Annotated in this window: 12 protein-coding genes; 1 reads left to right on the top strand and 11 read right to left on the bottom strand. The window is 23.1% G+C overall.

What is annotated here, in order from left to right; genetic code table 4:
* Positions 1-164 precede the first annotated feature (164 nt).
* Positions 165-1,115 (top strand): IS30 family transposase, encoded by a 951-nt coding sequence (locus AACK81_RS00130; protein WP_338960236.1) that lies wholly within the window; start codon positions 165-167, stop codon positions 1,113-1,115.
* 303 nt (positions 1,116-1,418) lie between these two features.
* On the opposite strand, the gene AACK81_RS00125 is transcribed toward AACK81_RS00130, so the two are convergent.
* The 11 genes from AACK81_RS00125 to tilS all read right to left on the bottom strand — a co-directional run bounded on the left by AACK81_RS00125 (position 1,419) and on the right by tilS (position 15,167).
* Positions 1,419-1,595 (bottom strand): ankyrin repeat domain-containing protein, encoded by a 177-nt coding sequence (locus AACK81_RS00125; protein WP_338961588.1) that lies wholly within the window; start codon positions 1,593-1,595, stop codon positions 1,419-1,421.
* Positions 1,596-1,697: 102 nt separating this feature from the next.
* Positions 1,698-1,985 carry a hypothetical protein gene (locus tag AACK81_RS00120; RefSeq protein WP_338961587.1) on the bottom strand — a complete coding sequence of 96 codons (288 nt, stop codon included), beginning with the start codon at positions 1,983-1,985 and terminating at the stop codon, positions 1,698-1,700.
* A 281-nt stretch (positions 1,986-2,266) separates the two neighbouring features.
* Positions 2,267-3,565: a hypothetical protein gene (locus AACK81_RS00115; protein WP_338961585.1), complete on the bottom strand. Its 1,299-nt coding sequence runs from the start codon at positions 3,563-3,565 to the stop codon at positions 2,267-2,269.
* A 77-nt stretch (positions 3,566-3,642) separates the two neighbouring features.
* Positions 3,643-3,930, bottom strand: a complete 288-nt coding sequence (locus AACK81_RS00110) for a hypothetical protein (RefSeq protein WP_338961582.1) — start codon at positions 3,928-3,930, stop codon at positions 3,643-3,645.
* 247 nt (positions 3,931-4,177) lie between these two features.
* Complete coding sequence (locus AACK81_RS00105; protein ID WP_338961581.1) at positions 4,178-5,797, bottom strand: lysine--tRNA ligase; 1,620 nt, start codon at positions 5,795-5,797, stop codon at positions 4,178-4,180.
* A gap of 466 nt (positions 5,798-6,263) precedes the next feature.
* A complete protein-coding gene (locus tag AACK81_RS00100) occupies positions 6,264-6,569 on the bottom strand; it encodes a GNAT family N-acetyltransferase (protein ID WP_338961579.1) in 306 nt (101 codons plus the stop codon).
* A gap of 65 nt (positions 6,570-6,634) precedes the next feature.
* Positions 6,635-7,654, bottom strand: coding sequence for an ABC transporter ATP-binding protein (locus AACK81_RS00095; protein WP_338961577.1), 1,020 nt, complete (start codon positions 7,652-7,654; stop codon positions 6,635-6,637).
* Positions 7,655-7,750: 96 nt separating this feature from the next.
* Entirely contained in the window at positions 7,751-10,978 is a 3,228-nt protein-coding gene (locus AACK81_RS00090; RefSeq protein WP_338961575.1) for an ABC transporter permease, read from the bottom strand.
* Between the two features lie 137 nt (positions 10,979-11,115).
* On the bottom strand, positions 11,116-11,694 hold the full coding sequence (gene hpt, locus AACK81_RS00085; RefSeq protein WP_338961573.1) for a hypoxanthine phosphoribosyltransferase: 579 nt from the start codon (positions 11,692-11,694) through the stop codon (positions 11,116-11,118).
* Between the two features lie 124 nt (positions 11,695-11,818).
* Positions 11,819-13,840 (bottom strand): ATP-dependent zinc metalloprotease FtsH, encoded by a 2,022-nt coding sequence (gene ftsH, locus AACK81_RS00080; protein WP_338961571.1) that lies wholly within the window; start codon positions 13,838-13,840, stop codon positions 11,819-11,821.
* A gap of 37 nt (positions 13,841-13,877) precedes the next feature.
* Complete coding sequence (tilS, locus tag AACK81_RS00075) at positions 13,878-15,167, bottom strand: tRNA lysidine(34) synthetase TilS (RefSeq protein WP_338961569.1); 1,290 nt, start codon at positions 15,165-15,167, stop codon at positions 13,878-13,880.
* Between the last annotated feature and the right edge of the window lie 15 nt (positions 15,168-15,182).

Raw genomic sequence — 15,182 nt, 5'->3', positions numbered from 1 at the left:
AAGCAAAAGGAAATTCATATAGGTAAAAATACATTTTTTAAAATTAAAATATTAATGTTTGCTGAGTTATACTTGTAAGTGCAAGTAAATAAAATTGCAAAAAATTCTCATATAAAAATTTCATAATGCTAAATTTAGTTTAGAAAAAAGTAAGGAGTTTTTATATGAGTTATAAACATCTTGGCATAGATGAAAGGATTTATATTGAGAATCAATTGAAATTTAAATTTAAAATTAGTGAAATAGCTAAAAATCTTAATCGAAGTATTAGTACTATTATTCGAGAAATTAATAGAAATAAAGATAATAATCATTATTTTTCATTAATTGCACAAAATAAAGCTGAAAATCGAAAACAATCACATATTAGTTTTCATAAGTTTAAAAATAAGAATTTAGTAAAATATGTACAACAAAAATTACTATTAGGTTGATCACCTGAACAAATTTATGGCAGAATTAAAAATTTTCATAAAGAGTGAGTTATTAGTTTTAAAACAATTTATACTTGAATTTATTTTGGAATGCTTGATAAAGTTACTAGTAAAAATTTAAGAAGAAAAGGTAAAAAACGAAAATCTAAAGAAAATCGTGGCAAGTTTAATGGTAAATCAATTAAAGAACGAGATATAAATGTTAATGATCGTATAACACTTGGTCATTGAGAAGGAGATACTATAGTATCATCACGAGGTAAAAGCAAATCATGTTTAATAACTTTAGTTGAAAGAGTATCACGATTTACTTTAGCAATATTAGTTAAAAACAGAACTACTAAAGTTATTAATAAAAATGTTAGTTATTATTTATCAATTCTTCCTAAAAACATTGTTAAAACTATTACTTTTGATCGTGGCAAAGAATTTTCAAATTGACAACAACTTGAAAAAAATTTAGATATAAAAATTTATTTTGCCAATCCATATTCACCTTGACAAAGAGGTACTAATGAAAATACTAATGGTTTAATTAGAGAAAAATTTCCTAAAAAATTTATTTTTTCAAAAACTAATAAAAATGAAGTTCATAAATTTATATTGTCTTTAAACCAAAGACCAAGAAAAATACTAAATTATCTTTCACCAATCGAATATTTGGATAGAAAAATAATTTAGTTGCACTTACCTTTACAATTTAGCGTTTATTTTAATATTTTAATAAAATTATTATTATCATAAAAGGAATTAAATTTTTATCGTTGATAATTGCTTTTGCAAATCTATTTCATCTTTAAAAGATCAGATTTATTAATTTTTTGTTGAAATTTCATTGCTTCTTCATATGTTGGTAATTTGTCTTTATTTTATTCTAAAATTTCTTCATTTAAAATATCGTTAGTATTTTTCATTAAAAAAAATTAAAGACTTCCAAATGATTATTTCAAACGACTAACATTAAAGCATTATATCCATATTCATTTACTTGATAAAGATTTCATTATTATCTATTAAATACTTGACTATCTCTAAATCATTATTTTTGATAGTTAACATCAAAATAGTGAAATCATCTTTAATTACATAATTTATACTAACACCATTCCTAACTAATAATTTAACTTTTTCTAAGTTATTATTCATAATGACTTGTATCATTTTTTCATTTTTCTTATTAAGAAATACTCTTTTTTCCTAATGTACTTTTTTTCTCTTTCTATAAATTAAACTTGATACAATAATAAATTTAATCTTATTAGTTTAAATTGTATTTAATATTTCTGCTTTTGTTTCCAAAGGTAATTGAGATTCTATTAAGCCCATATTCTCTCATTTTTGTTTGCTTGCATTTTTTGATTCTTCTGATAAAGGTTGCTGTAACTCTGGAATTTCAGTACTTATTAATTTTCATACTTCATTTAAAGATGTTAATTTTATTTCTTCTTCATTTAATTTATTTTTAATTTTTTGTTCTTCTTTTTTTAAATTTTTTTTATTTAAACTATTTTTTAAATTATCACAATTTTCAGTAGTTTTTTTAATTTCCATTGCAAAAAAATCTCTAATATTTTCCAATGTTGTAGATAAATCTTTTACTTCATCTTCATGTAATTCCTTTATTGAAATTATTTTTTTTTCTAAATAATTTATTTGAAATTCTAGTTTTTCAATTGTTTTATTTTGTTCTTCAATTTTTTGATCTTGTCAACTAGGTTTCTCATTTTCTTGATTTATTTCGGTTTGGATTTCAATACTTACTAGTTTTGATTGATTAATTGTTCTTAAAGACTCCTGAATTTTTTCCTTTTTTTCTCTAATTGCATTTTTTATTATTTTTTTTCTTTTAATTTAAAATTAATTTCTAAAGTTGTGAAATCATCTTTAAATTCATTTTCTATTTTTTCTTTTTCTTCTCTTATGTTTTCTAAATTATTTTGAATGTTAAAATTTTCATTAAATTTTTTAATACTGTCAGCATTTTCTTCTCAATAATTTTCAATAATCTTAATAAATTCTATATTTTCTAATTTATTAACTTCTTTTAAGAAATTAATAAATATTTTTTGATCTTTACTAATATTTTTAATTCATTTTTCTTTTATTTTTTTAAGTTCAAACATCATCGTATGTTTATTTTGCTTAAAAAAATCCTCAATTTTATTAATTTTATCCTCAATTTTTTTTATTTTTTTATCATTAATACTTAACTCAGTATCATGTCTTGTAATATTATCTTGTAACTCCCCAATATAATCATTCTTTTTCTTAATATCACTATTCTTTTTTTTAATCACTACATCTATTTCTTTTAAATATTGTTTTTTTCCTTTTTTATCATCTGAAATATTTGGAATAAATATTTGATTTTCAATATTATTTTTATTTTCTTCTAAATCTTGCAAGTAAGTAATTTTTTTAATTTTTATATTTTTCTTTCGTTTTTCTAAATTTTCAATTTGTTTTCTTTTTTCTGCTATCTCTTTCTGATGCATTCTAATTTGTTCTTTTTTTTCTTCTAATTCATTTTTAAATAATTCTATACTTTCTTTTACTTTATCTTTAGTTTTAATAATTTCTTCTTGTTCACTTATTAATTCTTTTTCTCGATCATTATATTTTTCAAATATATCATTGTATATTCTTTCTTCATTTTTAATAATTTTTTTAATATATCTGTTAAATATGTCATCTATTAATTCAAAGAAAAATACAAAATTTTTATCAAATTTACTTTTTAAATCTTTATCTTCATCTAAAATTAATTTATATTCATCTCCACTTTTCATTCTAAATGCTCAAAAAGATAAAATTAATTGAGTCATAACTTCTTCTTTAAAAAGATTTTCAAAAATTTTCTCTTTTTTATTTTCTAATTCCTCATTTTTTTGATATAGCCTACGAATTTCTTTATCAATTTTTATTTTTAATTCTCGTGTTTTTTTTAAAAACTCTTTTTTATTTTCAAAAATATTTAAATTTATTGTTTTTAAAAAAATAATATCATTACTTATTGTTTCACTTAAAAAATTAAAAAGATTAAAATAATCTGTGATTTCAGTAAACTCAGTACTATTTTGACTACCCTTATTAATTTTATTTTGTTCAATTAATGTTTTATTTTTTTCCAAGAATAATAATTTTTCATTTTGTTCTTTAATTTTACTATCAAGTTCTATTAAAAAATAATCTAATTGTTTAATTAATTTTAAATCTTCTTTTTTTTCTCAAAAATAAGAAAAAAAATTATTTTTAAATCATTTCTTAATTCTTTAATTAATTTATCTAAATCAGTTTTTTTATTTTCTTTTAATTGAGTTAATGGTGCTGATGTACTTGGATTTTCAAAATCAGTATCTTCTGAATTAGAAAAAAAGTTATCTTTTTCATTATACTCTTTAAAAAAATTCTTAAAAGTTTCAACAACTTCGTCTAAATTTTCATCAGTTAAAGGATAATTTCTAAATTTTTTTATTAATTCATTAAATCAAGGCATAAATCTTATTCTCCTAAATTTTATTTATAAAATAAAAAAAACCAATTGTTTTTAAATAAAACAATGGGTTTGAAAACTTATATTTTTCAATCTTTTGTGTTAATAACAATAAAACGCTCCTTATTCTAAAGATCTAAAGAAGTATCTTGATTATAACTAATTAAATTATAACTAATTAATTTATCTTTTTTTAAAAAAAAGATAAATTACTATTATATGTTTATATAATAAAAATTTATCACAAAAATTATTTTTCAGTTCTAGGTTTCATATGTGGAAATAATAATACATCTTTAATACTATTTTGGCCAGTTATTAACATGACCAAACGATCAATACCAATTCCCAATCCACCTGTTGGTGGCATACCATACTCCAATGCTTCAACAAAGTCTAAATCCATAGTTGCTGCTTCATCATTACCGCTATTTTTTTCTTTTACTTGCTCTTCAAAACGATTATATTGTTGCAAAGAATCATTTAGTTCCGAATAAGCATTTGCATATTCTCTACCAGCAATAAATAATTCAAAACGATCAGTAAACTCTTTACTATTTTTATTTAATTTAGCAAGTGGTGAAATTTCAATTGGATAATCAAAAATAAAAGTAGGTTGAATTAAAGTTTCTTCAACAAAAGATTCAAAAAATAAATTAATAATATGACCAGTACTATTATAATGATCTGGAATATGAAGTTTATAACTTTTTGCAAGTTTTAATATAAGTTTAAATGTTTTATTTTTTTCAATATTTCTAATATTATCATCTTCAATATTATGATATTTTAAAATCATATCACTAATTTCTTGGAAAATTTTAGTAAACTCTTCATCTTTGATCATAGCTTTTTTAATTGAATCAATCATACTAATTTTTGTTCATGATTTTTCAAAATTTAATATATTTTCATCATATTCTAATATTAATTTATTATGCACTGTATTAATTAAATGTTTTATACAAGACTCTGTTAAATCCATCATATATTTCATATCTTGATAGGCAACATAAATTTCAATAGTTGTAAATTCTGGATTATGTTTTTTACTCATACCTTCATTACGAAATAATCTACCAATTTCATAAACTTTTTCAAAACCACCAACTATTAATCTTTTTAAATGTAATTCAGTAGCAATCCGTAAATATAAATCGGTTTTTAATGTATTATGATGAGTGATAAAAGGTTTAGCGGCAGCACCACCATATACTTCTTGTAAAATAGGTGTTTCAACTTCTAAATAACCTTTATTATTTAAAAAACTTCTTAATTCATTAATAATTTGTGTACGTTGTAAAAATGTCTTTTTAGTTTCTTGATTCATAATTAAATCTACATATCTTCGTCGATAACGTTCTTCAATATCTGTTAAACCATGAAATTTATCTGGTAAAGGTCTAAGTGTTTTTGATAACATTACAATATCATAGATTTGAACTGTTAGTTCTCCTTTATTGGTTTTCATAACCTTACCTTTAATACCAAAAAAATCGCCTAAATCTGCATATTCTGCAAATCATTCAAATTTTTTTTGATTAATATATTCTGGTTTTAAATAAATTTGAAATTTACCTGTTTGATCTTGCAAATGAGCAAAAATTGAACCCTTTCCCATTTCTCTTTTTGTCATTAATCTACCCGCCATTTTAATTTGATCATTAGGTAAATTAGCAACAAATTTTGCTAACTCTTCTTTATTTTTATTTCTAAATTCACTATTTAAAGTTTCACAATTATAATTTCTTTCTCAATTACGCCCATAAATATCATAATTTTGTTTATATAAATCTTGTATTTTTTGATATCTTAATGCTTCTTGCTCTGTCAAAATACGTCCATTAATTTCAAGTTTAGTTTCTTTCATTGTTTTCATCCTTTGTATTTAAAATAAGTATTTAAAATAAAAAAATTAAATTAAATAAGATTGTTTAGGTTTATACATAATGATATCAATTTTCAATACCAAATTCTACTGTCAACAATTAATTTTAAATTTTATAATAAAACCCTTATATTTATAATAAGGGCTAAAATTTAATTTAAATATTTCTACTAATAGATATCTATAAAAATTAGAGACAATTTATTAATCATTTTTTACCTTCTAAATATTAATTTTGTATAAAACATGTTTTGCTAAAATATCACTTTTATTTATTTTTGGATGATAAGATTCTTTTTTTTCATACCTATTCGTTTCATTACATTTTCTGATTTAATATTTAATATACTAGGAAAACTATAAATTTCAGTGAATTTTAATTTTTTTTGCATATTTTAAACATTCTTTAGCTGCTTCTGTTGCTATTCCTTGACATCAAACACTTTTTTTAAAAACACCAACCAATTTCAATACATGGTCTAAAATCATCAATAAAATCAACTTCGCTAAAGCCAATAAAGCCAATAAAGCCAATAAATTTATTATCTTTTTTAAATTCAACAACATAAAAACCAAATCCATTATTATTTAAATTATTTTTAATTTTTGAAAAATATTTTTCTGTATCATCTTTTGATAATGTACTAGAAAAATATTTCATGACATCTTTATCAGAATTTAATAAAACAAGTTCATCTAAATCACTATCTTCTCAATATCTAATTTTTAATCTAGGGGTTTCAAAAAATATCATATTTTTACTCCTTTGTTATGATATTTTTTTTATTAACAATTTGTTAGTTTATTTAATTAATAATATTAACTTCAATTTATTTCACTTGGTTTCATTGGTTTTTCATTATTCTTTACACTAATAATTTTACCATTTTTAACGTTAATAACAGTATTTGCAACATATTGGAAGTTAGGATTATGAGTAACCATAATAATTGATGTTTTATATTCTCGATTAACATCCAATAAAATCTCTAATACCTTACGCCCCATTTCCTCATCAAGTGCTCCTGTTGGCTCATCACAAAATAAAATTGTCGGATTTTTTGCTAGTGCTCTACCAATCGATACTCTTTGTTGTTGTCCACCTGATAATTGACTTGGAAATTTATTCATATGTTCATCCATTTCAATAACTTGAAAAATATCATCAATACTCATATTTTTATTTTTATTTTTAGCAAGATTTTCACCAACTTCAACATTTTCACGAGCAGTTAAGTTAGTTAATAAATTGTATTGTTGAAAAATAAAACCAACATTATCTCGTCTAAATTTAGTTAAATGACTATCTTTTAATAAAGATAAATTGTATCCCGCCACAAAAACATCACCAGTATTAGGTTTATCCAATCCCGAAATAATATTTAATAATGTTGTCTTACCACTTCCCGATGGTCCTAAGATAACAACAAAATCACCTAATTTAATTTTTAAATTAACTCCTTTTAATACTTCATATTCTAAGTCTCCAGTTAAGTAAGATTTTTTAACATCAAATAATTCAATAACATTAGTTTGAGTATCAGGAGTATTATTAGTCATTGATATAATTTTACCTGCTAAAATTTCTTTTGAATGAGTTTTTGTTAATTTTTTAATTGCTTTTTGATTATCTTTAAAAGTTTGCAATTTGGCTTTATTAGCTTCTATTTCTTCCTTTGATTCTGGTTTATCATGAGATTTATGGGTTACTGGTGGTATTGTAGCTTCATTTTTAGATACTAACTTCTTTGTAAAACTAGATTCTAACTTATTTTTAGTTACTTGTTTACTTCCAATGTCTTTATCATCTTTTTTAATTTCCTTATTATCTTTTTTCATAATCATTTCTCCTTTTTAATTCCATGCTTTTATAAACAACCCACTCATTTTATCAATTACTTTACCTTATTTATATAGAAATACTTAAAAAATATTTTAACTTCCTTGTAATAAAGCTGTTACTGGTTTGTATTTAATTAAATATAACCCAACAGCATAGCCAATAACCATTATTAAAAATACCATTCCAAAGCAAGATAAAATTGTAACTAGATTAGCAGCCACATTAAAAACAACGCCTGCTTTAGTTGCAATAATTAAAGTAATAATATTCCACACAACATAAGAAATAATAGTACCTAAAATAAAAGCAACCAATAAAGCAATAATATAGGAGCCAATAATCAATCTGTTAATTTCATTTACACGATAACCCAAAGATTTCATCATTGCAATAATTAATAAATTATTATCTAAAATCATATTAACGATAATTACCAATACAAAAGCTACAGCAAATAATGTTAAAATTTTTGTAATATTTATAATTGTTCTAATTCCATCAAATATTTCAACTAATAATCTTTTAACTAAATCATTAATAAAAGGTATTTTATTAATAGGTTCTAAATTTTTTGCTAATATTTGTTCTTTAGTATATTCTGCAGATGGTTGCAAAATATTTATATAATTTAATGGAAAAATATTGCTCTCTTTAGATAATCAATGATTAAAAGAATCTGATATTGGTTTTGGATCTTCTGATGGGGAAGGTTTTATTAATCCAATAGATGTTCGTAAATCATCAAGATTAATATAAACATTCGAATTGTCTAAATTATTTTCAATAATTCCTTTAACTTGATAAATTACTGGAATTGTATAATTATATCAACTTGCTAACATTAAAAAGTGATCATCAATTTTATAATCATTTAAAATTGATAATGTTTTTGAAATAACTGCTGGTAAAATATAAGCTGTAGTTGTTATATTTTGTCCTTGATTATCAGTATAAGTAACTTTTTGTGATTGTAAATTATGAAAATTATTAAAAATAGGATCAATATCACGATTTTTTGCTTCTTTAAAATTAAATCAATTTTTTCAAACTAAATCTTGATATGGATCATTATAAAGTCCTGTTGCTTTAATTTTTTTTGCAAGCATGCGACCTTGATTATGTCCTTTTCATTCATTAGGAGGCCTTAAATTTATTTCAATAGTTGGATAATACTTATTATTATAAATATTTAAACCTAAACTAATACCAGGCAACGGGTTTATTTCTGGATTAATACCTGTATTTGTTGAAATATAATTAAATATTTGATGAATATTTTGACAAATAATTTTCATTAATGGTTTAGGTATTATCTTTTTTGGATTAATAAAATCTTCACAATCAGATTTGTTCTTAGTTTTTTGATAAAGGATATTAATTTCTTCACTATTCATAAAATAATTTTTAAAGTTATTATTATTAATAATACTTTCAATTTTTTTAGCTTTATTATCATTATCAATATGAAAATCATCAGCTATTCATTGATGATACTTATTAGTACCAGTTTCTTTATCTTTTGCAATATCTTTTTCTGAAACTCAATCAAAAACATGCTTATCAATACTTAAATTAGAATCATTAGTATATGTATACATTGATGAAGTTGATGTATTTCATTTAACATCTTTATTGTAATATCCATATAAATTGTTTATTTTATTATCAAATAAATCAGTAGCTGAACTTTGAAATAGTAATAAAAAACTAACAAAAATAAAAGTAAAAAATACTAAAAATAGTTTTCCAACCGATTTTAGAGTGAAAGCAATTGCTAAACGCTGTTTAAATGGTCAATAACGAAAGGGGTATTTTAAAACTGAAATTAGTTTAGAACTTGAATTACTTGGTCTATCATAAATTAATAATAATGGACTAACGCGTAATTTTGTTTCCGATTGCATATAACTAATTACTATAAAAATAATAGGAATAATTATTAAACTTACAATAAATACTATCCAACTAAAAAATAGTATTGGTACTGGCATAAAAAACCCAATGTTATTTAACGAATTAAATCATATTTGTAACCCTAGACCAATACCTAAACCAATAATACTAGAAATGAATGTTATCAAAAATATTAAAATTACAAAACTAATAGCAATTTGAAAATTACTATAACCAAGGGCTTTTAATAATCCTATCTGTGGTTTTTGTAAATCAATTTCTTTTCTAACATATGACATAATGATAAAAATAATAACTAATAATACTACAAGAGTAATTGCTGTAAACATTATATTTTCCATTTTAAAACTCTCTAGAATTTGTCCTGATCGAATATCTTCGCTATCACTACTAATAATTGAACCAAAACTAAAACTAAAAGTTTTAATTAAAAGTTCTTCTAACTTACTAACAAAATAGTTATCGTTATTGTTAACTTTTAATAAAAATATATTATTTAAATTAGTTCTAAATGTAGAGTCTTTTATTAAATTATTAAACCATTGATTTGACATATAAACAGGACTTGTATTTTCAGATGTCGGATTAGGATTTGTTGCAGTACGACTACCAGTAATTCCCCAATAAGCATAACCAAAGCCAACAACTTTTAACTTTTCAACTTTATCAATAACTGTTATATAATCATTTAATTTAATATTATTAATACATGCAAATTCAGGATTGATTACTATTTCTAATGGATTAATAGGCTTAATACCTTCGGAAATATAAACTTCATTAATATTATTTCTTTTTGGAGCAAAATCAAAAGATTCACTTTTTTCTGAAGTATAAAATCCATTTTCTAATGAATAATAAATTTTTTTAAAAGAACTAACGTTTTCATAATCAAAAGTTTTAAAAAATGATTTAGCAAGTTCATAATGTTGCAAATTATAAATTTCATCATTTTTAACTTCGTTTTCTAAAATATCACTAAATAGTATTCCTTGATAACTTAATCCTCAATTTAACAAATAATTTTCAAAATCTTTATTAATATCTACTCCCGAAGGAAGGATAGGAAAACTATTATTTCTAAGATTATTTTCTTTAATTTCATCTATCTGTTTATAAATTTCTTGCTTTTGCAGATGATCTTTAAATTGTTTTTTGATAATTGTTTGGATTCTTGATGTTGCAGTAGCAGTATCTTTATAATTATTTAATAATTGTAAATTAATACGATAGTCATATTTACCACTATTGTTTAATACTGTATAAAAACCTGATTCAGCTCTTGATGCTGTACTATAAAGTGCAGAAAGAGTAGAAATTACAATAACTAATAGTATTATAATACCTAAATATTGTAATAATCTTTTCTTGATTCCTCTTAAAACATTAACAAAAAGATTGCTCATTATAACTCCAATATTCTTATACAACTTAAAAACTGCTAATAGTATAATTTTATCATAATAAAATAATGCTAATTATATTTGAACTATATTAAAAAATAAAAATTTTAATATTATTATTAAATTCTAAACTTATTTACTTAACTACTTTTTTTACATTTTTCTAAAATTGCAATTTTATTAAGGTCAGCAATACCAACATAAGGTAAGTTTCTCAATTTTTCATCATAATCAAGACCATATCCTACTAAAAAATGATCAGGAACTTCAAAGCCATATCAATCAGCTTCAATTTTAGCAACTCTTTTAGATTTCTTATCTAAAAGAGTAATTATTTTTACCGATTTTGCTCCAAGTTCTTGTAAATGATCACGAATTTTAAATAACGAATTACCTGAATCAATAATATCTTCAACAATTAATAAGTCACGACCCTTAACATTATTAATAACATCCATTCTTATTTTTGGTTTATTTACCGCCTTTGTTTGTCCTAAATATGACTCTACATACATAAAATCAACCAAACAATCAATCTTAAGGTTTAACATAAATTGTGATAAAAAAGGTAAACATCCTCTTAATATCCCTACTAAAATAATGGGCTCTTTATTATCTTTATAATAACTATTAACTGATTTTGCAAGTTCAATAATTTTATTATTGATTACATCAGTACTTAATAATATTTTTTCTACTAATTCATGTTTTTCCAACATTGTTTTTTCTCCTTATTACTTTTTATATTATATTTACCAAATAAAAAAAGAAAATAAAACAAAACTTACACATTATCGAAAATATTAAAATAGTAAGTTTTGTTTTTTTATTATAATAATTTAATTATTTCTTCTTAGGAACAACTGATATTGTATCATCATCAGTCCCTGAATTATTATCTTCCTTTTTATCATTTGATTCATTATCCTCTTTGGAAGGATTTTTACTATTTTTTTGTATTTCTTTTTGCATTTCTATTACTTCAATTGGTAATTTATTATATTTATCAATATATTCTATTTGTTCAGCAGTAATTGTTTCTAAAGTCATTAATGACTTAGCAATTAACTCTAATGTATCTTTATGTTTTTTAATTGTTGCTACTGCTTCAATATAACAAATATCTAATAATTTTTTAATTTCTCCATCAATTTTAGATGCAATATCATCAGAAAACTTATTTGCTGCAAAAGGTGAATACTCATTACGTGGACTTTCAAATTGAACTAATCCTAATTCAGATGACATTCCATATTCAGTTATCATTTTTCTGGCAATATTTGTTGCTTTTTCTAAATCATCATGAGCACCAGTAGTAATATTTGCATTACCAAACATAATCTCTTCTGAAGCGCGACCACCTAAATAACCAGTAATAGTTGCTCTTAAATGTACTTTTGAATAAAACATAGTATCTTCTTTAGGAGTCATAATAGTATATCCACCTGCTTGTCCACGTGGTATTATTGTAACTTTTTGAACTTTAGAAGCATATTCTAGTTTTAAACCAATAAGAGCATGTCCAGCTTCGTGATATGATACTATTTTTTTATCCATATCAGTAATTACTCTTGAAGTTTTAGCAGGTCCACCAACAACTCTATCAATAGCTTCATCAATTTCTACTAAACCAATAACTGTTTTATTATGACGAACAGCTAACAACGTTGCTTCATTTAATACATTTTCTAATTGTGCACCACTAAATCCTGGTGTTCTCTCTGCTATTCTTTGAAAATTAACTTTTGGCGAAATATTTTTATTACGAGCATGTAATCGTAAAATTGCTTCACGTTCTTTAATATCAGGTCAACTTAAAGAAATTTGACGATCAAATCTACCTGGACGTAATAACGCTTCATCAAGTACATCAGCACGGTTAGTAGCAGCCATAATAATAACTCCCAAGTTAGTTTCAAATCCATCCATTTCAACTAATAATTGGTTTAAAGTTTGTTCATTAGTTGCAGTTGAAGCTGAGGCACGTTTTCTTCCTACTGCATCAATTTCATCAATAAAAATAATACAAGGAGCACTTTTTTTAGCAGTAGTAAACATTTCTCTAATTCTTGAAGCTCCAACTCCAACAAAAACTTCTTCAAATTCAGAACCAGAAATTGAAAAGAAAGGAACACCTGCTTCACCAGCAACTGCTTTTGCTAATAAAGTCTTACCAGTACCAGGCGGTCCTACAAGAAGAACTCCTTTTGGCACTCTTGCACCCATTTGTGCATATTTTTGTGGAAACTTTAAAAAATGAACAACTTCTTCTAATTCCAATTTTTCTTCTTTAATACCAGCAACATCAGTAAATCTAGTATCTGATGTTCTAATCTTAGCACGACTTTTTCCCATTGAAAAAGGACTCATGCCACCACCGGGACCCATTTTATTCATTTTAGAAAATAATCAAAATGAACCACCAACTAATACTAATATTGGAAACATACTAATTAAAAATGTTTTTCAAAAGGGAACTAATTCACTAATAATTGTGGGATTAATATCAAAGCCTTTACCATCTTTATCTTTTCTGAATAATTTTTCAATAACATCATGATAAAAACCACCTGTAGCAGTTCCAGAAACTGTCGCTTCAAATCGTTTTACCTTACCATTAATTCCTAAAAAACCTGTAATATAAGTAGTATGATCAAAAAATTGAACTTGTACTCCATCAATTTTGCTAACAGTGTCACTACTATTGCCAGGGAGTTTACAATCTCTAAGTAGTGTTTCTAATTGAAATTGATCTAAAGTTAAAGCATTTCCTCTTAAAAAATATCATAATAAAATTCCAACAAATACTAAAAAAGCAACGAATAGTGCAACAATTATTCAATTAATTTTAATTCGCGTTTGCATTATTTTTTCACCTACGTTTAATTTCTAATTTATTTTCTTAAATAATACCATAATATTTTAGCACATACAAATTAGGTTTCTCACTAATATTGTTTTTATTTACTGATAATTTTGGAATTGCCACTACTTTTCCGCTTGAATTTATGATTACTGGTCATATAAGACGTTCACGATATGGAATTTTATTATCAATAAATAAACGATTAATTTTTTTTGTACCAAATGGTGTCTCAATTTCTTCTTCACCATTATTAGTTCTAATTGTTAATGGAAAATCTGATTTATTAATATATAAAGCTTGAAATTCACCACCTGTTGGTTCAGTTTTAGAAATAGTAATTTCCTTAAAATTATAGTTATTTATTTTAGAAATTTTATAACTAAATTGTTTTGGTTCATTTTTTTCACTAATATATGCAAAATTATATTCTTTAATAACTCAAGTATTTTCAGAAATACAAATAGTAATATTTGGTTTACTAGATTTAGTTAAAACTCTAACTATTTCTTTAATTTTAGCCTTTTTTAAAGATAAAACTAATTCTTCATCATATTGGCTTAAAAATTCATAGATAATCATTTGTTGTAATTTAAATTCATATTTTTTAAACTCATTAATAGCAAGCACATCATCATTAATAATAGTATTATAAATTACTTCAAGTTCATCTTTCAGTAATTCTTGTTCACTATTTAATTCTTTAATTTCACTTAACATTAAATTAATATCAAAATCAGTAAGTTTATTAATTTGTTGTTGTCTAATTCGATTTCTTTCATAAATAATTAATTCATTTGTTTCATCAAATCCATATTTAATATGATACAAAGTTAAATAGTCAATAATATCTTCTTTTTTTAATTCTAACATTGGACGATAAACCGATAAAGATTTATATGTTGTTTTAAATTTTAATCCATAATAAGAAACTATTGCCTTGCGTTGTTTTTGAATAATATATGTTTCAAGTAAATCGTAAATATGATGTGCTACAACAAGATTATAAACTTGATATTTTTGAGCAATTTTATTAAAAAAATCATATCTAAGTACACGTGCTTGACTTTGAAAATTTTGTTTTTTATTGTATTCCTCTTCTTTAATATTTTTTACTTCTAAAGTTATTTTATTATTTGTACAATATTCTCGAACAATTTGCTCATCAACATTACTACTTCAACGTTTATGATAATTAACATGACAAACAATAATTTTAAACTCATTACGTACTAAATTATCTAATAAAAACATACTATCTGGACCACCTGATACAGCTAATAAGTAAGTTATTTTTTTATTAAGTTTATTTAATCAATTAATATTCATTTTAAACACCTAACC

The sequence above is a fragment of the Spiroplasma endosymbiont of Lasioglossum villosulum genome (assembly GCF_964020195.1).
Taxonomy (GTDB): domain Bacteria; phylum Bacillota_I; class Bacilli_A; order Mycoplasmatales; family VBWQ01; genus Spiroplasma_E; species Spiroplasma_E ixodetis_A.
This window is presented reverse-complemented; position numbering and strand designations above follow the sequence as displayed.